The 22,695-nt window shown below is 66.0% G+C and carries 20 protein-coding genes; 7 read left to right on the top strand and 13 right to left on the bottom strand.

Annotated elements, in window-relative coordinates; genetic code table 11:
• Nucleotides 1-47: 47 nt before the first annotated feature.
• Entirely contained in the window at nt 48-746 is a 699-nt protein-coding gene (locus ABIA30_RS17435; protein WP_370067564.1) for an SDR family oxidoreductase, read from the bottom strand.
• A gap of 186 nt (nt 747-932) precedes the next feature.
• On the opposite strand from ABIA30_RS17435, the gene ABIA30_RS17430 reads away from it, so the two are divergent.
• Complete coding sequence (locus ABIA30_RS17430; RefSeq protein WP_370067562.1) at nt 933-1,844, top strand: mechanosensitive ion channel family protein; 912 nt, start codon at nt 933-935, stop codon at nt 1,842-1,844.
• Between the two features lie 21 nt (nt 1,845-1,865).
• Here ABIA30_RS17430 and ABIA30_RS17425 read toward each other — a convergent pair whose 3' ends face one another.
• Nucleotides 1,866-2,618 carry a GreA/GreB family elongation factor gene (locus ABIA30_RS17425; protein WP_370067560.1) on the bottom strand — a complete coding sequence of 251 codons (753 nt, stop codon included), beginning with the start codon at nt 2,616-2,618 and terminating at the stop codon, nt 1,866-1,868.
• A gap of 254 nt (nt 2,619-2,872) precedes the next feature.
• Between ABIA30_RS17425 and ABIA30_RS17420 the strand changes: the two genes are divergently transcribed.
• The 3 genes from ABIA30_RS17420 to ABIA30_RS17410 all read left to right on the top strand — a co-directional run bounded on the left by ABIA30_RS17420 (nt 2,873) and on the right by ABIA30_RS17410 (nt 5,054).
• On the top strand, nt 2,873-3,904 hold the full coding sequence (locus tag ABIA30_RS17420; RefSeq protein ID WP_370067558.1) for a hypothetical protein: 1,032 nt from the start codon (nt 2,873-2,875) through the stop codon (nt 3,902-3,904).
• Nucleotides 3,905-4,054: 150 nt separating this feature from the next.
• Nucleotides 4,055-4,564: a hypothetical protein gene (locus ABIA30_RS17415; RefSeq protein WP_370067557.1), complete on the top strand. Its 510-nt coding sequence runs from the start codon at nt 4,055-4,057 to the stop codon at nt 4,562-4,564.
• Nucleotides 4,565-4,724: 160 nt separating this feature from the next.
• The gene (locus ABIA30_RS17410; protein WP_370067555.1) at nt 4,725-5,054 is read left to right on the top strand and encodes a hypothetical protein; all 330 of its coding nucleotides are present in this window, start codon (nt 4,725-4,727) and stop codon (nt 5,052-5,054) included.
• Between the two features lie 62 nt (nt 5,055-5,116).
• Here the strand turns inward: ABIA30_RS17410 and ABIA30_RS17405 are convergent, their stop codons facing one another.
• The 5 genes from ABIA30_RS17405 to ABIA30_RS17385 form a co-directional block, all read right to left on the bottom strand.
• Nucleotides 5,117-6,736: a peptide chain release factor 3 gene (locus tag ABIA30_RS17405; RefSeq protein ID WP_370067553.1), complete on the bottom strand. Its 1,620-nt coding sequence runs from the start codon at nt 6,734-6,736 to the stop codon at nt 5,117-5,119.
• Nucleotides 6,737-6,804: 68 nt separating this feature from the next.
• Nucleotides 6,805-8,610, bottom strand: coding sequence for a sulfatase-like hydrolase/transferase (locus tag ABIA30_RS17400; protein WP_370067551.1), 1,806 nt, complete (start codon nt 8,608-8,610; stop codon nt 6,805-6,807).
• Nucleotides 8,607-9,050 (bottom strand): SRPBCC family protein, encoded by a 444-nt coding sequence (locus ABIA30_RS17395; RefSeq protein WP_370067549.1) that lies wholly within the window; start codon nt 9,048-9,050, stop codon nt 8,607-8,609. Before ABIA30_RS17395 ends, ABIA30_RS17400 begins: the two co-directional genes overlap by 4 nt.
• 203 nt (nt 9,051-9,253) lie before the next feature.
• On the bottom strand, nt 9,254-11,080 hold the full coding sequence (locus ABIA30_RS17390; protein ID WP_370067547.1) for a fatty acyl-AMP ligase: 1,827 nt from the start codon (nt 11,078-11,080) through the stop codon (nt 9,254-9,256).
• 110 nt (nt 11,081-11,190) lie between these two features.
• Complete coding sequence (locus ABIA30_RS17385) at nt 11,191-12,045, bottom strand: hypothetical protein (RefSeq protein WP_370067545.1); 855 nt, start codon at nt 12,043-12,045, stop codon at nt 11,191-11,193.
• Between the two features lie 117 nt (nt 12,046-12,162).
• Here ABIA30_RS17385 and ABIA30_RS17380 point away from each other — a divergent pair, with 117 nt between their 5' ends.
• A complete protein-coding gene (locus tag ABIA30_RS17380) occupies nt 12,163-12,531 on the top strand; it encodes a DUF6153 family protein (protein WP_370067543.1) in 369 nt (122 codons plus the stop codon).
• A 50-nt stretch (nt 12,532-12,581) separates the two neighbouring features.
• Nucleotides 12,582-13,208 (top strand): DUF305 domain-containing protein, encoded by a 627-nt coding sequence (locus ABIA30_RS17375; protein WP_370067541.1) that lies wholly within the window; start codon nt 12,582-12,584, stop codon nt 13,206-13,208.
• A 127-nt stretch (nt 13,209-13,335) separates the two neighbouring features.
• On the opposite strand, the gene ABIA30_RS17370 is transcribed toward ABIA30_RS17375, so the two are convergent.
• The 6 genes from ABIA30_RS17370 to ABIA30_RS17345 form a co-directional block, all read right to left on the bottom strand.
• Nucleotides 13,336-15,699: a lysylphosphatidylglycerol synthase domain-containing protein gene (locus ABIA30_RS17370; RefSeq protein ID WP_370067539.1), complete on the bottom strand. Its 2,364-nt coding sequence runs from the start codon at nt 15,697-15,699 to the stop codon at nt 13,336-13,338.
• A 141-nt stretch (nt 15,700-15,840) separates the two neighbouring features.
• Nucleotides 15,841-17,616, bottom strand: coding sequence for a penicillin-binding transpeptidase domain-containing protein (locus tag ABIA30_RS17365; protein WP_370067537.1), 1,776 nt, complete (start codon nt 17,614-17,616; stop codon nt 15,841-15,843).
• 43 nt (nt 17,617-17,659) lie between these two features.
• The gene (locus ABIA30_RS17360; protein WP_370067535.1) at nt 17,660-18,580 is read right to left on the bottom strand and encodes an acyl-CoA dehydrogenase family protein; all 921 of its coding nucleotides are present in this window, start codon (nt 18,578-18,580) and stop codon (nt 17,660-17,662) included.
• Nucleotides 18,577-19,728, bottom strand: coding sequence for an acyl-CoA dehydrogenase family protein (locus tag ABIA30_RS17355; RefSeq protein WP_370067533.1), 1,152 nt, complete (start codon nt 19,726-19,728; stop codon nt 18,577-18,579). Before ABIA30_RS17355 ends, ABIA30_RS17360 begins: the two co-directional genes overlap by 4 nt.
• Nucleotides 19,725-20,633: an acyl-CoA dehydrogenase family protein gene (locus ABIA30_RS17350; protein ID WP_370067531.1), complete on the bottom strand. Its 909-nt coding sequence runs from the start codon at nt 20,631-20,633 to the stop codon at nt 19,725-19,727. The genes ABIA30_RS17355 and ABIA30_RS17350 overlap by 4 nt, the downstream gene beginning before the upstream one ends.
• On the bottom strand, nt 20,630-21,811 hold the full coding sequence (locus ABIA30_RS17345; RefSeq protein ID WP_370067529.1) for an acyl-CoA dehydrogenase family protein: 1,182 nt from the start codon (nt 21,809-21,811) through the stop codon (nt 20,630-20,632). Before ABIA30_RS17345 ends, ABIA30_RS17350 begins: the two co-directional genes overlap by 4 nt.
• A 47-nt stretch (nt 21,812-21,858) precedes the next feature.
• Here ABIA30_RS17345 and ABIA30_RS17340 point away from each other — a divergent pair, with 47 nt between their 5' ends.
• The gene (locus tag ABIA30_RS17340; protein WP_370067527.1) at nt 21,859-22,623 is read left to right on the top strand and encodes a FadR/GntR family transcriptional regulator; all 765 of its coding nucleotides are present in this window, start codon (nt 21,859-21,861) and stop codon (nt 22,621-22,623) included.
• The last annotated feature ends 72 nt before the right edge of the window (nt 22,624-22,695 follow it).

Here is a 22,695-nt window from a genome sequence, read left to right as displayed (position 1 = left end):
GCCGGTCGCGCCTATCGCCAAAAATGTTGACACGTCTCGACCTTTCGCTAGGATCGAGTGAAGGCCAAGTTCTCCACCGGCCCCGACAGTGCAGCCTTGACTTGCGCTGACAGCTCGTCGACCAATACCTCGGAAGCCCCGTCCTCCAGCCCGTCGATGATGCGTCGCGCCACCTCTGCCGGAGCGAGTTTGGGAGCGTCGATGCCCTCGGTCATGTCGGTGTCGATGTACCCGACGTGCACGCCGACCACCTGGGTGTGCTGTGGCTGCAGCTCCTGCCGCAGTGAATTGGTGATCGACCAGATGGCGGCCTTCGACGCGCCGTAGGCGCCCGCGCCGCCGAGCCAGGACAACACCGAGTGCACGTTGACCAGTGCGCCACCGCCGTTGGCGGCGAGGATCGGCGCGAATGCGCGCGTCACTCGTAGCGGCCCGAACACGTTGGTGTTGAAGGTGTCCTCGATGTCGTCGAAGTCAGCAGTCAGCAGGTCGTCCAGGTGCGAGACTCCCGCGTTGTTGATGACGATGTCGACGTCGGTGGCGATATCGGCCAGTGCGGCAACCGAATCCGTCGAACCGACCTCAAGGCCGTACGTGACCACCTCGGACCGCTCGTCGGCGAAGGCCGTCCGAGCGGTGGAGTACACCTTGCGGGCCCCGCGGGCCAGCACCTCGTCGACCAGAGCGGCGCCCAAACCGCGCCGACCGCCAGTTACCAGAACCACCTTGCCTGCTACATCGGTCATGTTCCCGTCCCTTTCTTACTGACTAACGATTGCGTTACTGAGACACAACCGCCGAGGGCTGGATAATGCAACCATTAGTCATGTGTGAGGTTCGTGACACGGGATTGGGGGAACAGTCCCAAAGCGTCCAGCGTTAGTGCGCGCACGATTCGACGGCGCCGAGTGTCCTTCCGTACGGTCGAAACAATGAATGTCTACGTGAAGGCCTTCGAATGGACGGAAACCAACCGGCACTGGCTGATTGAAGTTCCGATCCGGATCGTGGCCTACGTCGTCGTCGCGTTAATCGCACGCTTTTTGCTGCACCGGGTGATCGACCGCGCTACCACTGGCCGCGCGGGCAAGTCCGATAGCCGAGACGAACAGGCGCAAGACCAGAAGCCGCCATTGCTGCGCTACCTGCGAGACCGGACGTCGGCAGCGGGTAATGGCAGGAGGGCCTTCGAACGCCGCCGCCAGCGGGCGCAGACCATCGGCTCGGTGTTGAAGTCAACGGTGTCGACGATGCTGTTGGTCTGGGTGGTGCTGGCCGTGCTGAGCCTCCTGGGCGTGAACATCGCGCCATTCATCGCCTCCGCCGGAGTGGTCGGACTCGCCGTCGGATTCGGCGCGCAAAACCTGGTCCGCGATTTCGTCAGCGGTGTCTTCATGCTGCTCGAAGACCAGTACGGCGTCGGTGACAACGTCGACCTGGGCGAGGTCTCGGGAGAGGTGCAGGGCGTCGGCTTGCGAGTGACCACCGTCCGCGACATCGACGGCACCCTCTGGTACGTCCGCAACGGCGAGATCAAGCGCGTCGGCAACATGAGCCAGGACTACGCCATTGCGCGCGTTGAGGTTCCGGTCGCGGTGACCGCCGACCTCGACCGCGCCGAGCAGGTCGCGGTCCAAGCAGCGGAGGTCGCCATCGCCGATCCGCTGTTCGCCCGCAAGGTGCTCGGTGCACCGGAAATGCATGGCGTGCAAGAGTTGTCGGCCGATCTGATCAAACTACGGATCACCTTGAAGACCCGGCCGAACGCCCAATGGGCCGTGCAACGCAAGCTCCGGCGCGAAATCGTCCGCGCCTACGGCGAACACGGGATCGCGCTGTCCTGACCGCAGCAAGCGCGGCCGCGGTCAGCGCCCGGCCGTCTCCTTCGGGTTCATGGTGTCCACGGCCAACACCGTGATGGTCATGCTTCGCCCGGATTCTGTTGAATACCGGCGTGTTTCGCCGATATGTGCAGCCAGCAGCGCTTTGCCGAGCGGGCAGTCCACTGAGCAGGTGTCACCTTGCGCCTTGGCGTCGGCGGGCAGGACGAGCTGGTAAACGTCGGTGTCGTCGGGATCGCCGTTGAAGGCGACGGTGACCCACGCCCCCGGTACGGCCTGGCCACTCAGGATCAATTCCTGCCGAGCATCGAGTTCTGCCTGGCGTTGCAGAGACACCCGACGGTGGCTGCCCGCCCCGATACCGGCTTGCTCGCACAGGCGGCCGCCGATGTCGACCAGGGTGCGGCGGGTGGGTGGCACGTCGGCCCCGAAGTGCGCGTAACACCGTTGCCGTTCGCGGTCGGCGTGCAACTCGCTCTCGGCAAAGGCGATGCCCAGAGAATCGTGTATCCACGCTGCGTAACCGAGGTGAACGCGACCGTCGGGCAGCGCGCAAAGTGCAGGCAGGATCGGCTCATTCAGCGCGAGGCAGTGGTCGGCGACCGCGCTTACGAGGGTGTTGGTGGGCGGCATCCCTGCGATTCCCGCAGAGTGCTCGATCAGGTCGCGGAGGTAACGGTCACCGATGACCGCACCGTATTCTTCAGCGGCTTTCAACAACACCGCGCGCGCATGCAGAATCCACGGCGCAGTGTCCGAGTGATTGTCGGCGTACACAGTGTCACTATGCGCCGCCTCACCGGGAGCAATGGTGATCCACGCCAACCTGTTTGCCGTGATGTCATGCGATGTACGTCCGTAGGTCAGGATGCCCGGTTGGGCTGCCGCCCGCCGCTCGGACCTGCGAGTCGCAGATCGCCGTCTCAAGTGACTGGTGTGACTGCCGCCGACACGCCCAAGGTTGACCGCGGTCGTCAGCGCCGGCCGAAATCGCCGCCGCACCCGATCGGTAGGCTCTGAGGCGATTGACGATGGATCGGGGGAAATCCATGGACGTCGCGCTGGGTCTTTCGCTGACATCGAAAGAGGTCCGGGGCGTGCTTGTCGAGAAAGTCACGGGCGAGAATGCGCCGGTCGGACGCCGCGTGCTGGACATCGCAGACGTTGAGGCGTTCGACGCCGAAGACTTCCTGGAGACGCTGCTGGGCGACGAGGTGGTGCTGACAGCTGGCCTGACCTGGTCGGCGGACGCGGAAGCCGCGGCGATCAAGGTTCACCAGGCTCTGGGCGTCCTCGGTGGCGGCGCACCCGCGGTGCTGGTCTCGGAATTCGAAGCCGCTGACGTCCTGACCCGTGGCATCGCAGATGTCACCGGAGACAACTTCCTGGTCGTCTGCCTCGTCGAAGCCGACGGCGTGGTCGTCGCGTCGCTCGAAGAGGACCGCATGACGGTGGACCGATTCCAGCACGATGATGCCGGCCCGGTGACCGACCGCGTCTGCGCAGCCGTGCGACGAGTGCGCCCGCGCCCCGACAAAATCCTCGTCCTTGGTTCCGAAGATGGCGATGAATTGGTGTCAGCGCTGCGCGATATGACGACCAGACCGGTCTTCACCGCGGCCGAAGGAGCCTTTGCGCTGGCTCAGGGTGCCGCGCTGGCATCGGTGCGCGCCTCCCACGCTCCCGCGCAGGCCGCGAAACCTGGAATCTCACGGGTAGGAGTCTTGTCGTCAACGTTGGCGGCCGCGGTTGTGGTCTTCGTCATCTCGGTGTCGCTGGCGATGACGCTGCATCCGCAACCGAATTCTGTTGAGCCCCAGCATATTGTTGCCAGCGGCGCCACATCGCCATTGATCGCCGGCGCGGCCCCTGTGCCTGTGCCTACCGTGCCGCCGGCGCCGATACCGCAGGCCGCGCCGATTCCTGCTCCGTATGCCCCGGTCGACATTCCGCAACCGGGCGCAGCCGTCGCGCTGCCACCGCAGCCACCACCTCCGCCCGCGCCGCATCTGCGCGACCGGCTGGTGCAGAAGTTGGCCCCGATCATCAGCCGGTTCCGTTAGCCACACTCATAGCCTCGTCCTAACCCAATCTGGGCGGCGACCCAGCTAGCTGCCGAATCATGAATCATGGCAACAACAGTCGGGGATCACACCAACGTTGGTCGCGTCAGCGCGACAAGTCGTACCCACAGACGCTTCCACGCAAAGCGTGTGGGTATCGGCGTAGCAGCGACCGTCGGTCTGCTGTTTACGGCTGTGCTGCCGCTGAACGCAGGCGAGATGGCAGTCGCATCCGCGTCGGTGCGGCCGATGGACGTGCCGCCTCCGGTCCCGGTGCCTGGACCCACACCGGGTTCGGTCGCCCAGAACCTTGCGACGGCTGGCCAAGCGCTGCAAAGCCTTCCGCTGCCTCCCAATGTCCAGCAGGATCTCGCGGCAGCGCTCGCCGGGATACCGAACCCTGCTGGGATCAGCGATGACGCGGCGCCATCAGACGACGACGTCGACAACTCTCAGGCCGAAGAGCAGCAGCAGGCCGAGCAGCAACAGCAGGATCAGTGGGACCAACAGCAGGAGCAGCTGAACATCGACCAACAGAACGACGAGCAAGCGGAGTTGAACTCCGAGCAACAGGCTCAGGAGCAGAACGACGCGGCTCAGCAGCAAGTCGATGAGGGCATACAGCAAGCTCAGCAGGACGAGATCAACGCCAACCAGTAGTCCCTCAACGGATCACCACCGAACTTTGACTTCGTTCACAGCCCTCGCTTAACGGGCGGCGTAAAGCTGAGGTTGATGCCTCGCATCGGCGCCTGTACGCGCTCGTCGCGCGTCAGAACGACGGAGCCAGGGCGTCACGAGTTGGAAGGAGCTGATCACCGTGAATTTCACCAAAGTCGTTGCTGCTGTAGGTATCACAGGAGCACTTGCCGCCGGTGCGCTGGGCGTGGGCCCAGCGGTCGGCAATGCGGCGCCGTTGCCGGGCATCGGACCGTTGCCTGCTCAACCTCCGCCGCCGGGATACTGGCACCACCCCGAGTGGGGCCCGGGATGGAATGACGGCTACCCGCAGCCCGGATGGGTGCCCCCGGAGGGGTGGATCCCACCGCAGGGTTGGGCGCCGCCTCCGGGTTGGGCGCCGCCGGCGTGGTACCACATTCCTTGTGGCGGCCCGCTGTGGAACCTGTTCCACCCGTTGCACTGCTGGTAACACGCTTCACCATGCGTCTGCCGTCCGTCACCTGACGGGCGGCAGACCGCGTGAGGCGGGTGTCAGCCCTCCGCGGCCACCAACGACCGCAGCGTGATGTCCGGGTTGTCCCGCTGGAATCCCTCGAGACGCCACGGCGTGGAGAACAGCACCAGCATGACGCCGTCGGTGCGGGTGAGCACCTCGCAGGACACCTGCTTGCTCATGAATTCGGCGTCTTCGGGCGCGACGATCCGCGCCACCTGATAGGGCAGTGACTCCAACGCGATCGGTGCGCTCAGCTCCGCGGCCATGCGGTGCACCGCCACCTCGAACTGCATCGGGCCGACGGCTGCGAACACGGGAGCCTGTTCGCCGCGGCGGTCCGAACGCAACACCTGTACGACGCCCTCTTGATCCAACTGCTCGATGCCACGCCGAAACTGCTTGTGCTTGCTGGGATCTTTGCCGCGGACCACCGCAAAATGCTCGGGGGAGAAGCTCGGAATCGGCGGATACTGCACGGCTTCGTCCATGTACAGGGTGTCGCCGGGGCGCAGCGCAGCGGCGTTGGCCAGGCCGATCACATCACCCGGCCAGGCGTCGTCCAGCGTCGACCGTTGCTGTCCGAACACCGACTGCGCGTACTTGGTGACGAACGGCTTACCGGTCGCGGCGTGGGTGAGCACGTCGCCACGTTCGAAGGTGCCCGAGACCACGCGGGCGTAGGCGATCCGGTCGCGGTGCGACGAGTCCATGCCCGCCTGCACCTTGAAAACGAAGGCGCTGAAAGGGGATTCGACCTCGCGCTTGGTGCCCTCGACGGATAGCGCGCCGCTGGGCGGCGGTGCCAGCTCGACCAGGATGTCGAGCAGCTGGTTCACGCCGAAGTTCAAAGCCGCCGAGGTGAACAGTGTCGGCGACGACTCACCGGCCAGGAAGGTCTCGCGGTTGTAATCGCCGTCGTCGGCGCTCAGCAGCTCGGACTCTTCAACGGCGGTGTCCCAGTCGATTCCGGCCGCGTCATGACCGTCGGCAGCCGCAATGTGCTCTTCGGGGGCCGCGGTAGCGCCACCGGCGGTCCGGGTGAAGCGAATGTAGTGGCCTTTGCGGCGATCCATCACGCCCTTGAAATCACCGGCAATACCGACCGGCCACGTCAAAGGCGTGGGCCGCAAGCCGATTCGGGTCTGGATCTCATCGATCAACTCCAGCGCGTGCCGACCCGGCCGGTCCCACTTGTTGATCACTGTGATGATCGGGATGCCCCGGTGCTTACACACCTGGAACAGCTTCAGTGTCTGCGGCTCAAGGCCTTTCGCCGCGTCGATCAGCATCACCGCGGCATCGACGGCCGTCAGCACCCGGTAGGTGTCCTCGGAGAAGTCGGCGTGGCCGGGGGTGTCCAGCAGATTGATGACGCAGTCGCGGTAGGGGAACTGCAACGCCGTCGAGGTGATCGAGATGCCGCGGGCCTTCTCCATCTCCATCCAGTCCGACACCGTGGACCGCCGGCCCGCCTTGCCGTGGATCGCGCCGGCCTCGGTGATCACCCGGGCATGCAGCGCCAGCGCCTCGGTCAGCGTGGATTTACCGGCGTCAGGATGGCTGATGACGGCAAAGGTGCGGCGGCGGGCAGCTTCGGTGGCGATCCGGCCGGGTGGGCCGGTAGGCGAGGCGGATTCAGTGGCGGTTTCGGTCATGGCACCAGACATGATATTGGCCGACCAGGCAAAACCTGTAATCGCGACGGCGTGACCTGCAGGTTTGTCTATAGCCTGAGCCGGCCCAGCATCCGTCGGACCACGCCGTCGTCAGCAGTCGGCCGGCGGTCGGCGTAGGGCCACGGCCGGTTGCGCTCCGGCACCGACGCCGCCCGCACCTGCTTGAGCTGCGTCCGCAGATGCTGACGCAACTCGTGCAGGCCGGTATCTGCCCAGCGATTGGCGGCCTCGATCGGATCGGCAGTCAGGTCGTACAGCTCCCACTGATCGTCGAGCGGATCAGTCCGATACGTCTCGCCGCCGATGCTGGTCGATGCAAGATCGCGCACCCCCGGTTCGGTCCACGTTGCCGGGTCGTCGAAGGTTCGCACCAGCTTCCACAGATGACCGGCCCCGCCGGGCACCTCGGATTCGGCGACCCGAACCACCAACCCCTCGAAATTGGATGCCACATACGCAGGAACTTGGATGCGCAGCGGGACAGGTGGATTCGCTGTCACCCCGATCGTTCGGGCTACGCCCGACGCGCCGCTGTCGCCTTCGAGCACGTTGTCGCGGGTCAGCAGATACACGGGCCGGTTTTCATCGGCGGGTGCGCCGTCGATCACCGGCATCAGGTCGCAGCCGGGCAGCGGATGCACCTCGCTGAACTCATCGGCCAGCGCGTCCGCCGTCGCCTCGACGTCGATACCGGCGGCCCCGAGCAAGGTGGGCACCAGGTCGACATGTGATGTGGGAGAAGCAATTTCGTGAGCCGTCGTCGCACCTGAGCCGATCCGGGCGATGACGAACGGCACCCTGGTGGCCTCGTCGTACAGGTTGAACCACTTCTGGTGTAGCCCGCCGTGTGCTCCGAGTAGATCGCCGTGGTCGGAAGTCCTTACCAGAACGGCATTTTCGGATCCGCCCTCGGTCACCGCCCGGCGCACCCGGTCCAGTGGACCATCGACCTCGGCGTGCAGCCGGTAGTACAGGTCGCGGTACTGCTGGGCGTTGCGCCGGTAGGTGCGTCCTACGGCCCGCGCCGGGCCGTAGCCCGAGTAGTACGCCTCGCGAAAGGCGATCTGGGCGGCCGGTTTGGTGCGCAGATCTTCGGTGGCGGTGGGCGCGGCCGGCACCGGTGGCGGGTCCAACGCACCGGAAACGGGCAGCGGGTTGCGGTTGATCCAAGCTGGAAACAGCACGATGTCATGGGGATTGACGAAGCTGGCCACCAGCAGGAACGGGCGCAACGCCGCCGGATCACCGGCGCGGCGTCGCGCGTAGCGATTGCCCAGCCACGACACGATTCGGTCGGCGACCAACGGATCACGCCGAAAACCGCTGTTGGACAGGGCCGCTCCGTGCGGCTCCGGGCCGACCCAGCCGGAGAACCCGTACGGCTCCAGCGGATCGGCATCCAGGTAGGCCTGCACGGCGGCCGGGTCGATGATTCCGCGGTCGTCGTTGGTGGCCAGCGGCGCTCCGGTGGCCGGATCTTCCAGATCGGCGTGGGAGATATGCCACTTGCCGTCGTAATGGGTGTCGTATCCCGCCGCGCGGAACCAGTTGCCCAGCGTCGGTACCTCGCCGCGGCGCAGCCACCGCAGCCGCGAGTCGTCGAACCGCTTGCCGATGCCGTCGGTCTGGGTGACGCCGTGTAAGTCCGGGTATTGGCCGGTGAACAGCGTCGGCCGGCTCGGTACGCAGGCCAGCGAACCGGTGTAGTGCCTGGTGAAGCGCACGCCGTGCTCGTCGAACCAGCGGCGGCCGGCCAGGGTGCGGCGGCGCCAGGCCAGCACGTCGTCGGATTCGTACGGCGGGATCGCGCGTTCTTCGTCGGTCATCAGGATGACGATGTCGGGCTTGTTCATCTCAGGTCCTCCAATCGGTGGGCCAACCCGGCCAGCATCGCGTCGGATTGTCTGGCCATGACCCGGCTGACGATCCATCCGACTGCGACGGCCAGCGGTCCGGAACCGTTGGCCGTGCTCGTGACGGTCACGTCGGTGCGGTCACCGACCGGATGCAATGTCCAGCGGTTGGCGAGCGCGCCCAAGCGTCGCGGTAGACCCTCGACGGTGTAGGCGAGGGCGATCGGCGGATTGAACTCGGTGATCTGCTCCACCAACGCATTACGGCCGGCCTGCACGCGACGGGTGGTGCCGACCGCCACGCCGTCGGGCCCGGTATGTAGCAGGCAGGAGTGGTCGGCGCCGTCCGCCCAGGAACTGATGGCACCGAAGTCCGCCAAGACGTCCCAGATTGCCTGCGGCCGGGTGGATATCGTGCGGCTGCGGCTGACATGTGCCACAACGACATCCAACACGACCTGGGGCAGATCCGCCGTCTATTGGCATGTTCGTCAATTGGCGGCGGGCTTGGGGCATGAGTGCGCGCCGGCAGCTGTCACAAAACGTGACATTGTCAACCGATGCTGACAGCTCCAGATCGCAACTACTGCAGCAGAGCAGGCACGCCGCTCGCGGTAGGAACGCACCCGTGCCGGAACGGCTGTTAGTCGAACGCCCCGGCCAGGTACTCGGTCCGCGACGCACTGCGGGCCAGCTTGCCCGAGGTGGTCCGCGGAATCCGACCGGCTGCGACCAGCCGAACGTCGGCCACCCGAACCTGGTGATGACGGGATACCGCAGCCCGAATCGCTTCGGTGATCGGCTCTGACTCGGCGCGACCCGAACCGGCAGCGCGCTCGGCCACCACCACCAACTGCTCACCGGAATTGCCCGGCACCGCAAAGGCCGTCACGTAGCCAGAGCGCACCGCCGACGACGCCAGACTGACCGTCGCCTCGACGTCTTGTGGGTAGTGGTTGCGGCCGTCGACGATCACCAGATCCTTGATCCGGCCGGTCACGAACAGTTCGCCGTTCACGTACACGCCGAGATCGCCTGTGGCCAACCATGTTCCGTTGTCCGGGGCGCCCTCGGCATGGCTGCGGGTGGCCAACCGGGTTTGGAACTTGTTGCCGAAGACGCGCTGCGACTCGTCGGGGCGACCGAAGTAGCCCTGTCCGATGTTGTTGCCGTGCAACCAGATTTCGCCGACGACGCCGTCCTCGGCTTCGTTGCCGTCAGGGGTGGCGATCGCCACCCACTGGTTCGGGATGGCCCGGCCGCACGACACGTGGACGACGGCGCCTTCGGCGTCGGGGTCCACGACGACTGCATGGCCGGCAGCCAGTTTTTCGCGATCCAGGTAGGTGGCCTGGGGCTTCTCGCTCGGCGCGATGCTGGCCACCGACAACGTCGCCTCGGCCATCCCATAGGACGGCTTGACCACGGTCTCGGGCAGACCGTACGGGGTGAACGCTTTCATGAACTGCTCGATCGAGGGCAGTGTCACCGGCTCGGAGCCGTTGAGCAGCGTCACCACATTGCTCAGGTCGATGGTCTCGCCGGCCGGGGGCAGCCCGCGCTGTGCACACAATTCGAACGCGAAGTTCGGCGCCGCGGCCAGCGTCGGCCCTTCGGCGGCTGCGTCAGACAGTCGCTTGATCCAGCGATACGGGCGTCGCACGAACGCCATCGGGTCCATCAGGTTGATGTGACCGCCACACAAGGCCGGGAACATGATCATGATCAGGCCCATGTCGTGGTACAGCGGGAGCCAGCTGACGCTGCGGATGGTGGTGTCGAGGTCGCCGGCCAGGATCATCTGGATGACGTTGGTGCACACGTTGCGGTGGGTGATCTCCACGCCGGCGGGGGTGCGGGTAGACCCCGACGTGTACTGCAGGTAGGCGATGTCGTCGGTGCGGTTCTCCGGATCGACGTACATGTCGGCCAGGGTGTCCGGAACGGCGTCCACGGCGATCACCCGCGGGCGTTCTGCGGCGGGCAGCGTCTTGGTGAAGGTGCGGACCGACTCAGCGGCGGCACTGGTGGTCAGGACCACTGTCGGCTTGGCGTCCGACACCACCGCGGCCAGCCGCTCGGCGTGGCCGGACAGCGCCGGCGCGAACAGCGGTACGGCGATATTGCCGGCGTGCACTGCCGCGAAAAATGCGGCGACGTAGTCGACGCCCTGCGGCGCCAGAATTGCTACTCGGTCGCGGGGTGAGGTGACCTGTTGCAGCCGGGCCGCGACGGCGCTGACCTGCGCCCACAGCCCATTCCAGCTCAGCTCGACGACCTCGCCGTCCGAGTTCTGCGAGTAGTCGATGAACCGGTACGACGGCTCGTCGCCATGGATGGCACGGTTGCGGGTGAGGAACGACGTCAGCGTGATGCCATCGGGTATGACAATGGTGCCGTCAGCGCGGACGTAGTTCTCGATCGCCTGTGCCGATTCAGCTTCAGTCCCACTCAATGCTTCCCGACCCATACGTGAATAATAATAGCGCCACTAAATATTCTTAGAATCGCTTCAGTATGACGGTTGACACGCTGGCCCTCAGCCGTGACGCGCGTCGCTCTCAGGGTGTTGGCAGGATCCTAGGGCGAAGCTGGGACGATGCAGTAAACCACCGCGGGATCGGGGAAGGCGATGGCCTTGGTTCCGAGGCACGGGCCCGTGTCTGTGCTGCCGTCGATGCGCAATTGAACCTTGAGATCACCCTGTCCGCAGCTGGCGGAGTAGCTGATCGATGCGGTCGCGTCGTCCGGGGTGTAGCACTTGCCGACCTGCATGTTGGGTTCGAAGCACAGCGTGACGGCATCGTTCTTCAACACCGAGTAGATGGAGTCGTCGCGCTTGCCGTCGGGGCAGGTGGCTGTCTGGTCGCCCTTGGCCGAGAGCAGGAACGTCGACGTCACGTCGTTGCAGTCGTGTGCGTCGAGGAACATGCGCGACCGAAATCCGGCGGAGGTGATGCATTGGCCGACCTGCAGGGCCGCGCCGGGCGTGGAGTCGGTGGTCTGCGTGGTCGGCTGGCTGGTCGGCAGGCTCACCGTCGACTCGTGCCGCGTGCTGTTCGCGGCCAATCGCCCGACGACGCCGAGTAATCCGAACGCCACCAGTAGCGCCCCGATGATGATCAAGGCGGTGCCGCGCTTGGCCGGCGGTGGTGGCGGCGGCGGTGGGTAGTACGGGTTCGGATAGCTCGGCGGCTGTGGTGGATAGCCCGGTTGCGGATAGCCGGGCGGTGGATAGTCCGGTTGCGGATAGCCGGGCGGGGGATAGCCCGGCGGCATCGGCGGGTAGGGGTACTGCGGCGCGGCGGTTTTGGATCGACTGCGTTGAACCAGTCCGAGGATCAGCAGCACGAGTCCGAGCACCGGGATGCCGATCGCTCCGATCAGGTAGCCGACGGCAACCAGGGGACGCGCCGCTTCGATCGTCGTCGACATGCCGAAATGCTACGTCGGCCAACGATTCGGTGACGCCCTTCTGGCCCCGGGCTTCCCGGGTATACCCCCGCGGGGTATGGTTGCCACACCGCCCGCCAAGTCGAACCGGAGGCCGATGTGACGCAACGCTACGTGCGCTGGCGTCTGCTCGGTGTGCTGGTGCTGATCGTGGGCGTCATCGGGATGCACTCGCTGGTCGTCGCTCGGGGGCATACCCTGCACGCTGAGCGCGCCGCTGTGCATGTGGCGGCGCACCAGGTGCAACTGGGCGACCCGTGCGACTGCAACGGGCACAACGCTTTCCATGCATGTGTCTTCGTCATGACCGATCTGTTGGTCTTGGCGGCGTTGGCGCTCTTGTGCTGGATCGGCGCGACGGCCGATGCGCGCACCCCGTCTCGGATCCGAGAAGTGTTGCGGCGCAGGCAACGCGCGCCGCCATGGACCGTGTTGACCCTGGCTGAAATGTCCCTGCTGCGGATCTGATGGGCCGCGCTCCGGTCAGCCCTCAAGTCCAATTCCCAAGGAGTTCAACCATGTTCAAAATCACAACCATCGCCGTCGGTGCCGCCGCAACGGTCCTCGCGCTCTCTGCGTGTAGCCCGCCCAGCGAACACGACTCGACACAGAAGCCGGCCGGCAGCAGCTCCAGCATGGCCATGTCCGGTCATGACATGCCAGGTATGCAATCGAGCACGGCGCCCGCTGCCAACTTCAACGACGCCGACGTGATGTTCCTGCAGATGATGTACCCGCATCACGCCCAGGCCGTCGAGATGGCCAAGCTGGTGCCGACTCGGTCGCAGAACCAGCAGGTCACGGACCTGGCTACGGCCATCCAGAACGCCCAGGCACCGGAGATGCAGCAGATGACGACGCTGCTGGCCGGTTTCGGCAAGCCCGCGCCGTCGGCCACCATGAATCACTCGATGCCGGGTCTGATGACCTCGCAGCAGATGACCGCACTCGAGGGGCTCACCGGTCCGGCCTTCGACAAGATGTGGCTGCAGATGATGGTCGAGCACCATCAGGGCGCGATCACCATGGCCGACGATGAGCTGAAGAATGGCACCAATCCGGACGCCAAGGCCATGGCGCAGGCGATCGTCACCGCTCAACAGGGCGAGATCACCAAGATGCAGGGCATGCTCGCCGGGATGTAGCGATATCGCATGCTTGCCCATAGAGCGGCGATGTGGCAGTAGTCCATCCCGAAACCAACTGCACGGCGGTTTACTTGCAGATTTTTCGCCGTGCAGTTGGTTTCGAGGTTGTCTCGCGGGTGGTCCGCTAGATCATGTCGTTCTGGGTCAGCCAGCGCATGACCGGCCACCCGATGAATACCGGCAGCCAGCACGTCAGCACCCGGTACAACAACACCGACGGCACCGCCACCGCGGCAGGCAACCCGAATGCGGCCAGACCACCGATCAATGCCGCCTCGACCGCGCCCACGCCGCCGGGCGTCGGCGCCGCTGACGCGAGGGTGCCACCGATCATCGTCACCACACACACTGTGACGAACGAGGTGGTCCCACCGAAGGCCTCGATGCTGGCCCATAGCACCAGCGCCGCACCGAGAGTCGTTGCGCCGCAGCCCAGAATCACCAGTCCCAGTCGCCGGGGCTGGCGGGCCAGGGTGATCAGATCGGCCCACACCTCGGCGAGGCGCGGCTGCAGCGAGGTACCCAACCAATGGCGTGCCCGCGGCACCAACATGAACGCGCCGACCACACCCAGCGCTGCGCCGGCGATCAGATACAGCGCGGTGGTCGACGGCACGAAATGCGACAGGTTGGCCGACACGCCCGCAACCGCACTGAGCATGATCAGCAGGGCCACGTGGGTCAGCACCTGCACGGTCTGTTGCATGGCCACCGCCGCCGTGGCCCGAACCGCGCCCAACCCGGCCTTCTGCAAGAACCGCGTACTGAGGGCCAGCCCACCGACGCCGGCGGGAGTGGTGGTCGCGGCAAAGGTGTTCGCCACCTGCATGATGGCCAACTTGCCGAAGTTCACCTCTTCTGAGGCGCAGGCCCAAAGTGCTGCTGCCGCACCCACATACGTCAGCCCGGAGACCACGAACCCGAGCAGCGCCCACCACCAGTTCGCGGTGCGCAGCTCGGAGAAGAAGGTCGGCACCGCGCTGATGAAGGGGTACGCCACATAGACCAGGCCCACCATCAACACCAGCTGGATCACCTGGTTGCGGGTGAAGCGGGTGATGGTCTCGGTCTGGATCTTGTCGGCACCGGTCTGCCGTTGTACCTCATCGCGGGCCGCGGAGATGACCTTCGACGCCTCTGGGATTCCATCCCGAAGTCGTTGCGGGACAGCTGATTTGGTTAGCCGTCCCGACGCGGTCAACACTACGTCCTTGTCGAAGCTCTCGATGGCCGCCGTCACCGCCGGCTCGGCGCCGTAGAGCGCGGTCGTGGTCACCAGCAACTGCGCCAAGTCGGACTGCAGCTGTACGTCCGAGGCGCCGTACTCGGCGCTCTCCAGTCCGCCGAACAGGACGGCGTCGTCCTCGACGGTGATCTCCGAGGCCCGCAGATCACCGTGCGAGATCTGGTGATTGTGCAGCATGCTCAGGGCGTTCCAGACCGTCTGCACCGGGGTCTGGCCGGTCAGTACCTGGCCACGCACGGGAGTCCGCGCGATCAGCGTCCAGCCGCGGTCCAGCGATGCCACCGTCAGCGTCTTGGTGTTGGCCAGCCCGAGTTCGCTGACCGCGATGGTGATCAGCCCGCGGTGCTCGACGGCCCGCCGCATCGACGTCTGCAGCGGCCCGGTCTCGTCGTTGCGCAGGGTGATCTTGCGCCACACCTGGCTCAGGGCGCCGCCACTGCGCTGATTGGGGCCGTACATCTCGACGACGACCCGGCTGCCGTTGTCGGCTTCGGCGCACAGTTCCAAAGGCCCGGCCCCCGCCGGCCGCACGACCGTCAGCGACGAGGCCGTGAACGAGCGGCGGGCCAGCGCCTGTACCGCGCCAACCAGTGGAACCTCCAACGCGGGCGTGCCGCTGGCCAGCACCACCAACGCACCGACGAACCAGCCGACCGCCAAACCCAGCAGCGACTGGGCCGGCACGATGGCGCTGACCACCAGATGGATCGGCACGAACGCCAGCAGCAGGGTCCACCACCAGCGTCGCAGCCGGGCCGGCTGCCACGGCCCGGACACCGTCAGCACCGCGGCGAGCCAGGCGATCCAGCGCGGATCGTCCAGAAACTGCGCGAGCACCGAGTTGAGTCGGTCGGACGGATCGAAATGCCACTTGGGCGCCGCGACGCCATTGGCGTTGACCGACAGCGCCAGCACTGCGAGGGTGCCGGCGATCGCATACGCGGCCAGCAGTTTCCACTGGCGGGAGACCAGCAGGCTGAGCAGGATCACGAACGGCAACGCCAGGATCGCGACGCCGTAGGCCAGATACACCAGGTTGGACTGGGTGGGTGAGAGCACTCCGACCACGCGCGATATCGACTTCTCCAGCGCCACCCAGTCGCGGCGGGTGATCAGTGAGCTGGTGATCACCGTGGCCAGGAAGGCCGACGCGGCGACCAACCGCAGGATGTCGTTGGTGCGGCGGGTCACTGGTTGCAGCAGACGACCCGAGACCGCGACCTCGCGTCCGTCAACCCGCATCGATCCAGAATCCCAAGTGGTGACGCGGTTCGCGGGCAGGGCACGCCGACCGTAACTGGATTGCGTCGAGACGACGGTTTGTGACGAAACCGGGCCGATTTGTGTCAAAAACCGTACCGCCGGCACTCACTATGCGAGTGCTCACGAGCCCATGGCGCGTAGGAAGTTGCCGGTGACCGTGACGGCGGGTGTCGACGAATCCCCGCCGACCACCAGCGTCGCGAACGCGAGATCACCGTCGATCCCCGCAAACCAGCCGTGCGAGTGGGTGTTGTCGCCGAACTCGGCCGTGCCGGTCTTGCCGCCGAGGCCATCGATGTCCTTGAGCGAGGCCGCGGTGCCATCGGTGACAGTCAGTCGCATCATCGCGCGCAGCGCGTCGGCGACCGCTCCGGGGATCGGGGCCGAGGGGGAGCTGGCCGTGGTCTTCTGATCGGGCAGCAGCACCGGGGTGATCGTCGAGCCATGCGCCAGGCTGGCCTCGGCAACGGCCAACCCGAACGGGCTGACGGTCACCGTGCCCTGCCCGATACCGTTCTCCACCCGCTGCGCCGGGGTGTCGGCATTGGGCACTTTGCCGGTGACCGTGGTGATCCCGGGGATGACGTAGTCCACGCCGATCCCGAAGTTGCGGGCCATGTTCGGCAGTGCATCGGGCGGCAACCGGTCGGCCAGCGCCGCCATCGTGGTGTTGCACGAATGCGAGAACGCCTCGGACAGCGGGACCGTCCCGAGACTGAACTGGTCCTCGTTGGGGATGGTGCGGTTCTCGATCGTCACCGTGCCCGGGCACTGCTCTGGGGTATCGGCGGTGGCCAGCCCCTTGTCCAAGGCGGCGGCGGTGGTGATGGTCTTGAACGTCGAGCCCGGCGGGTACAGGCCGGTGAACGCGATCGGTCCCTGGGCGTCGGCCGCTTCGTTCTGCGCCGCCGCCAGGATGCCGCCGGTGCTGGGTGCGATGGCCACCAGAACCGTCGGACGTGGGTCGGTGGCCACGGCCTGCTGGGCCAACAACTGCAGCCGGGGATCGAGGGTGGTACGGATCGGCTTGGTGTCCGCCGGCGGCGTGGCGGCAAGTTCATCGGTGGGCTGGTTGTTGGCGTCGACGAGTTCGACCGACCAGCCTGCAGTGGCGTCGATGGTCTTCTGCCAGACGTCGGACAGCCCGGCGATGGCCGGCGAGTGCAGGTTCGGGTCGGCGGTCAGCAGTTGGCCTTGTTTGGCGACGTTCACCCCGGCGATCTGGTTGAGGTCGTCACTGACCTGGTCCAGGTCGTGCTCGCGCAGCTTGATGACGGTCTCGCGGTCGTCCTGATTTCCGTTGAACTGATTGGTGATCGAGTCCGCCGTGATGGTGTTGTCGAATCGCTGCAGTACTGGCACCAGCGCTGCAGCCGAGTCGAGGTGATCGCGGCTGAGCGTGACGACCCCGATGGTCTGCCAGTTCAGCAGCGGCTGGCCGTCGCGGTCCACCACCGGCGTCAGCAGGGCTTTGTCCTGGCTGAACTGGAAGCTCACACCTGGTCGCAGCTTCGAATGCAGCACCGCTGGAGTCCAGTGCACCTTCCAGTCGTCGCCGACCTTGGCGGCGGTGGCGATGGTGTCGTAGGTGAACTGGTGACCGGGCGCGAACGTCCAGGTGTAGCTGAGTTTGGCCGTTGACTTGTTCTCGTCGCCGGACACCGCGGACTTGACGTCGACGGTCGCGTCCTTGCCCATGCCGTCGAACATCGCCTTGATCACCGGGGTGGCCTGGTCGGAGTTGTCGGTGTCGCCGGCCGCGGCGTCGCTGTCCTTGCGGTGCAGCGCGTCGACGAAGGCATTGAATGCGTCCTGCGGTTGGTGGCCGTGCAGCAGCGAACACCCGCTGGAAACAAGCGCGAACGTGAGCAGCGGCACCGCAATTCGTTTGATCATGGCGCTCCCAGCCAACCATGGTCAGCTGGGAATGCCCGGCATTTCAGGCGGTGAATCGCCTGGCCAGCGCCTGGCGGTGCTGGGCAGGGGAGCCGTAGAGCGCCCGGTTGAGCGCGGCCCGCTTGAGGTAGACGTGCACGCCGCTTTCCCAGGTGTAGCCGATGCCGCCGTGTAGTTGCATGGCCTTGCCGGCGACGTCGACGGCCATCTCGGTGACGTACGACTTGGCCATGTGCGCTTGGACGGTCGCGTCGTGCCCATCGGCGATGGCGGATGCCGCTGACGAAACCAATTGCCGGGCAATCGAAATCTTGACCTGCATGTCGGCGCAGGCGTGCTTGACTGCTTGGAACGAGCCGATGGCTCGGCCGAATTGTTTGCGGATCGTCACGTAGTCGACGGTCCTGGCCAGGATGGCCTCGGCGATGCCCAGGCTGTCGCAGGCGATGGCCACCTGCGCCCGCTGCTGGATTCCGGGTGCCAGCGGCCAGGTCTGTGTGATCGGCGCTTCGTCGGCCACCACGATGCCCAGCGATCGCGTCTCATCCAAAACTGGTTGCCGGGTGACCACAACCGGCGCGGTCACCACGGTGTCCTCGGCGACCAGCAGCAGAAGCTCGGCGCCCGGGGCGTCCGGGACGAATTCGGCTCGCCCGCTGACCTTTCCGTCCGTGACGGTGAATCCGTTGGCGACCGCGGCGCGGGTGATCAGGGCGGCGTCGGCCTCGGGTAGTGCGCCGACGGCCAGGACAATGCCGAGCAATGACTGCGTGGCGGCGGCCCGGCCCATCTCCTCGAGCAAGATTGCGGTCTCGGCGAACGAGGCGCCCGAGCCGCCCCGAGCTTCGGAAGTTTCCAGTGCGGTCCAGCCGGCATCGACGATTTGTGGCCAATCCGGTTGGGTGGCAAGCAGATCACGAGCCACTGAACGCAACTCGTCGTGAAGTTCGCGCATCTGCGTCATGCCGGCTCCCGCGGCAGTCCGAGCCCGCGCTCGGCGATGATGCTGCGTTGAATCTCGCTGGCGCCACCGGGAATCGTCCATTCCCACGACCCGATGAAGTCCAGCATCCACGCGCCGGATTCCCAGCCGCTGGACATCGGCTTGGCTGTTATGGCGTGGGTGTCCAGGCCGGCGATCTCGGTGCCGAAGTCGGTCATGCGTTGCAGCAGTTCGCTGTAGAACAGCTTGATGATCGAGGCATCAGCCGCGCCTGCGGCCTCGCCGGATACCATGTCACGGCACAGGCCCCGCAGCCCGGTGATCTCGATCTCGAACTGTGCCAACCGGTCTCGCGCCCGGCTGTCCATGGCGTTGGTGCTTCGGCATTCATCGACCAGCCAGCGGAACCCGGCGTTACCGAGCCGTTCGGCCAGCTCCAGCATGGTCATGCCACGCTCGGTGCCCAGTGTCTCTTGCGCCACCTGCCAGCCGGCATTCTCCGGTCCGACGAGATTGGCCTCCGGAATCACCACGTCGTTCAGGAAGATTTCACAGAAGTGCGACTCGCCGACGGCATTGCGGATCGGCCGGACGTCCACGCCGGGGGAGCGCATGTCCATCAAGAAGTACGAGATGCCTTTGCGTTTCGGGGCGTCCGGGTCGGTGCGGGCGAGCAGGAGGCACCAGTCCGCGTGCAATCCGCCACTGGCCCAGAGCTTCTGGCCGTTGACCACGAAGTTCCTCCCGTCCCGGCGGGCGGTGGTCCGCAGTGCCGCCAGGTCGGAGCCGGCTTCGGGTTCGGAGAATCCCTGCACCCAGATCTCGCCGTCGAGGATGGCCGGTAGATGTCGGCGGCGTTGGGCGTCGGTGCCCGCGGCCAATAACGTCGCGGCGGCATGGTGAATGCTGACGAACTGCAAGACCAGTCGCGGCGCGTCGTGAACGGCCAGCTCCTGGTAGAGCACGACCTGCTGGTCCACCGACATGCCGCCGCCCCATTCGGCCGGCCAATGCGGCACGGCGAAGCCGGCGCTGCGCAGTTGTCGAAACCAGTCCTGCTGGAACCGCACGAATTCGGTGTCGCTGACGCCGGTTTGGGACTGCCGCCAGTCTTTCGGGATGTGGCTTGTGCACCACTCCCGGACCCGTCGCCGGAACTCTGCGGTCACGACAGCGCGGCCAATCCGGCGCTGCCGATCCGCCGGGTCAACAGGTCGCGGGTTGCCGACAGCCCCAGCGGCAACCGGCGCAGCGGTTGGCTGTACCGCGACAGCCAGGACAGCGTGGTCTCATCGCAGAAGCCGGAGGCACCGTGCAGTTGATGGGTTACGCGGAACACCACTTCGGCGGCTTCCAATGCGGCCATTCGTAGGGCCAGCGCGTCGTCGAGGGCTGCCTCACGGCAGGCTGCGACGCTCCAGAGAGTATGGCGGGCAAGCATTTCCAGTCCGCTGCGCTCGACCTCGGCGTCGGTCAGCTGGAATTGCACACTTTGGAAACCCGACAGGGCCTGACCGAACTGCTTGCGGATGTTGACGTGGGCAATGGTCAGATCGAGCGCCCGGTCGAGCATGCCGAGCAGCGTCCACACCGGCAGCATCAGCGCCAAGGCCAAGTCCTTGGTGCCGTCGGGGTCGACTGGCTGCAGGTCCAGGTCGGCGACGAACGCGATACCCGCAGCTTTGGGTGTTGCCAGGCTGCGGGCTCCGTCCAGGGTGACAGCGCCCCAACGTTCATGCAGCCCACCGATCGCGGCTTGCGGACGCTGCGCGACCACCACCAGGCCGTCGACATCCAGATCAGTTGGCCGACAGAGTCGTTCGGCAACCGGATAGGGGAGCGCCCAATAGCCTGCGCTGCGGCACAAGGCGGCAGTCGCCTCGAGTTGGTCGGCATCGCTGCGGGGTTCCAGATCCAGCGCACCGAGCTCGTTGAGGATCGGGGCGATCAGCGGTCCCCGGATGGTCGGGTCGGCTTGGGCGCGCTGAACCAGCGCGTCGCCACCGGCAGCTTCGAAGGCCCGCGAGGCCTGGTGGCCGTATTCGGTTGCTTCGTCGGAGAATTCGATGTTCACTTCACCGCCAACATGTTCCGGGACAGCAGGATCCGCTGCATCTCGATGCTTCCCGACGACACCGTCGAGGCCTGCGAGTAGCGCCAATGATCTTCGATCTCGGCGCGCAGCAGGCGGTCGTCATCCGAGGTGTCCAGATGGGCCGCGAGTTCCATCAGCACCTCGGCGCTGTCCTGATCAAGTTTGGTCACCGCGATGCGGTACCCGGCCGAGTCCTTGGGCGACACCGTCCCCGAACTCTGCAGCGCCACAATGCGGTATGCCATCAACTGGGCGCGCCGACAATGCGTGAGCATCCGGGTCCAGCGGCTCTTGAGTTCGTCGGGTACGTCGTCCCATCGGTCGCCCAACACCGTTGGCGCCAGCCGCAACAGCCGGTCGCACCGGGCGTATCGGGCGATGCCGACCCGTTCGAAGGACAGCACGTCGCCGACGATCGACCAGCCGTCGTCCACGGTGCCCAGCAGGTCGGCCTCGGTGACCCGCAGGTCGTCGAAGAACACTTCGTTGAGGTGGTGCGGACCCAACATGGCGCGAATCGGCCGGACCGTGATCGCCGGATCGGACATCGGTACCAGGAAGATGGTCAGGCCCTGCTGCTTCTTGGCGGCGGTCTGAGTAGGGTTGTTGTGCAGTGGCTCACCGACTTTGGTGGTGCGCGCCAACAGGAAGATCCATTGGGCCATGGTGGCGTACGAGGTCCAGATTTTCTGACCGTTGATCCGCCAGCCGTCGCCGTCGCGAGTTGCGTGGGTGCGTAGCGATGCCAGGTCTGAGCCCGCCTCCGGCTCACTGAAGCCCTGGCACCAGATCACCTCGCCCTTGGCGATGGGCGGCAGATGTTGGGCTTGTTGTTCGGCTGTACCGTGCCGCATCAGAGTCGGGCCGACCCAGTTGACACCCATGTACTGCGCACCGCGCGGTTCGTGGTGCGCCCACATCTCCTCCCGCACCACGGTCTGCTCCCACGGGGATGAGCCGCGCCCGCCGTACTCCGGTGGCCAGGACATGCATAGCAGGCCCTGCTCGGCGAGTAGTCGGCAGAACTGTTGTGCGGTCGCCAGGTCATTGGGGTTATCGGTGAAGGCGCCCAGGAAGTCTTCGGGTACATGCTTTTTCACCAGCGTGCGAAGTTCCCGGCGGAGGGCCTCGGCCTTGGCTCCCATCTCGAAGTCCACGCTTGGATCGTATGTCAATCCTTATAAGGATTGCTAGTATTGATTTCATGCCACGGCGCACACCGCAGCAGCGAATTGCTGAGACGATCGCCGGCGACCTGCGTGAGCGAATACTTGCGGGCCGCATGCGCGACCAGCTGCCCACCCAGGACCAGTTGGTCACCGAGTTCGGGGTCAGCTATCCGTCGGTCCGTGAGGCGCTGCGCATTCTGGAAACCGAGGGGCTGATCACGGTCAGGCGTGGCAGCGTCGGCGGAGCCGAGGTGCACCGGCCCGACGGCGCCTCGGCGGCCTACCACCTGGGCCTGGTATTGCAGGGCGAAGGCGTGACACTCGGGGACCTGGCGTCGGCGTTGTTGCGACTGGAGCCGATGTGCGTTGGTGAGGTGGCCCGGCGGCCGGACCGGCTGAACAAGGTCGTTCCAGTGCTGACGGCCAACGTCGACGCCAGCGCCGAGGTGGTCGAAGACGGTATCGAGTTCACCCGGATCGCTCGCGAATTCCATGATCTGGTGGTCGCTTTCACGCCCAACGACACGATCCGACATGTGGTGCGGTCGCTGGTGGCGCTGTGGTCGGCGCAGGAGCAGCAGTGGGCCGCGGCGTTGACCAAGCGCGGCGAGTACCCATCGGTTGCCGAGGCACGCGGTGCGGTGCGAACTCACCGTCGGCTGGTGTCGGACATCGCCGCCGGGCGTGCCGATGACGCCGAGCGGATCGCACGCCGGCACCTGGCCGCGACCCAGTCGCTGTTGTTGGACCGGTTCACCGATGACGTGGTGAGTGCGGCCCCGGCGCGCAGAGCCCGCTAGTTGGGACGATCTCGAACGCAGGCGCTGACTTTGAGGTTCAATGCCAGCCAGACTCGATCAACGGGAGGTCCT

Origin of the sequence: Mycobacterium sp. MAA66, from assembly GCF_041261665.1 — a bacterium.
GTDB lineage: Bacteria > Actinomycetota > Actinomycetes > Mycobacteriales > Mycobacteriaceae > Mycobacterium.
Note: the sequence above shows the minus strand (reverse complement) of the source record. Positions and strands in the feature narration are given on the sequence as shown.

Bases quoted from the DNA above. Each gene is read 5' to 3' on its own strand.
- ABIA30_RS17365 (WP_370067537.1), bottom strand. From the start codon at position 17,616: ATGATCAAACGAATTGCGGTGCCGCTGCTCACGTTCGCGCTTGTTTCC.
- ABIA30_RS17420 (WP_370067558.1), top strand. From the start codon at position 2,873: ATGGATCGGGGGAAATCCATGGACGTCGCGCTGGGTCTTTCGCTGACA.
- ABIA30_RS17435 (WP_370067564.1), bottom strand. From the start codon at position 746: ATGACCGATGTAGCAGGCAAGGTGGTTCTGGTAACTGGCGGTCGGCGC.
- ABIA30_RS17400 (WP_370067551.1), bottom strand. From the start codon at position 8,610: ATGAACAAGCCCGACATCGTCATCCTGATGACCGACGAAGAACGCGCG.
- ABIA30_RS17370 (WP_370067539.1), bottom strand. From the start codon at position 15,699: ATGCGGGTTGACGGACGCGAGGTCGCGGTCTCGGGTCGTCTGCTGCAA.
- ABIA30_RS17385 (WP_370067545.1), bottom strand. From the start codon at position 12,045: ATGTCGACGACGATCGAAGCGGCGCGTCCCCTGGTTGCCGTCGGCTAC.
- ABIA30_RS17430 (WP_370067562.1), top strand. From the start codon at position 933: ATGAATGTCTACGTGAAGGCCTTCGAATGGACGGAAACCAACCGGCAC.
- ABIA30_RS17390 (WP_370067547.1), bottom strand. From the start codon at position 11,080: ATGGGTCGGGAAGCATTGAGTGGGACTGAAGCTGAATCGGCACAGGCG.
- ABIA30_RS17375 (WP_370067541.1), top strand. From the start codon at position 12,582: ATGTTCAAAATCACAACCATCGCCGTCGGTGCCGCCGCAACGGTCCTC.
- ABIA30_RS17360 (WP_370067535.1), bottom strand. From the start codon at position 18,580: ATGACGCAGATGCGCGAACTTCACGACGAGTTGCGTTCAGTGGCTCGT.
- ABIA30_RS17405 (WP_370067553.1), bottom strand. From the start codon at position 6,736: ATGACCGAAACCGCCACTGAATCCGCCTCGCCTACCGGCCCACCCGGC.
- ABIA30_RS17340 (WP_370067527.1), top strand. From the start codon at position 21,859: ATGCCACGGCGCACACCGCAGCAGCGAATTGCTGAGACGATCGCCGGC.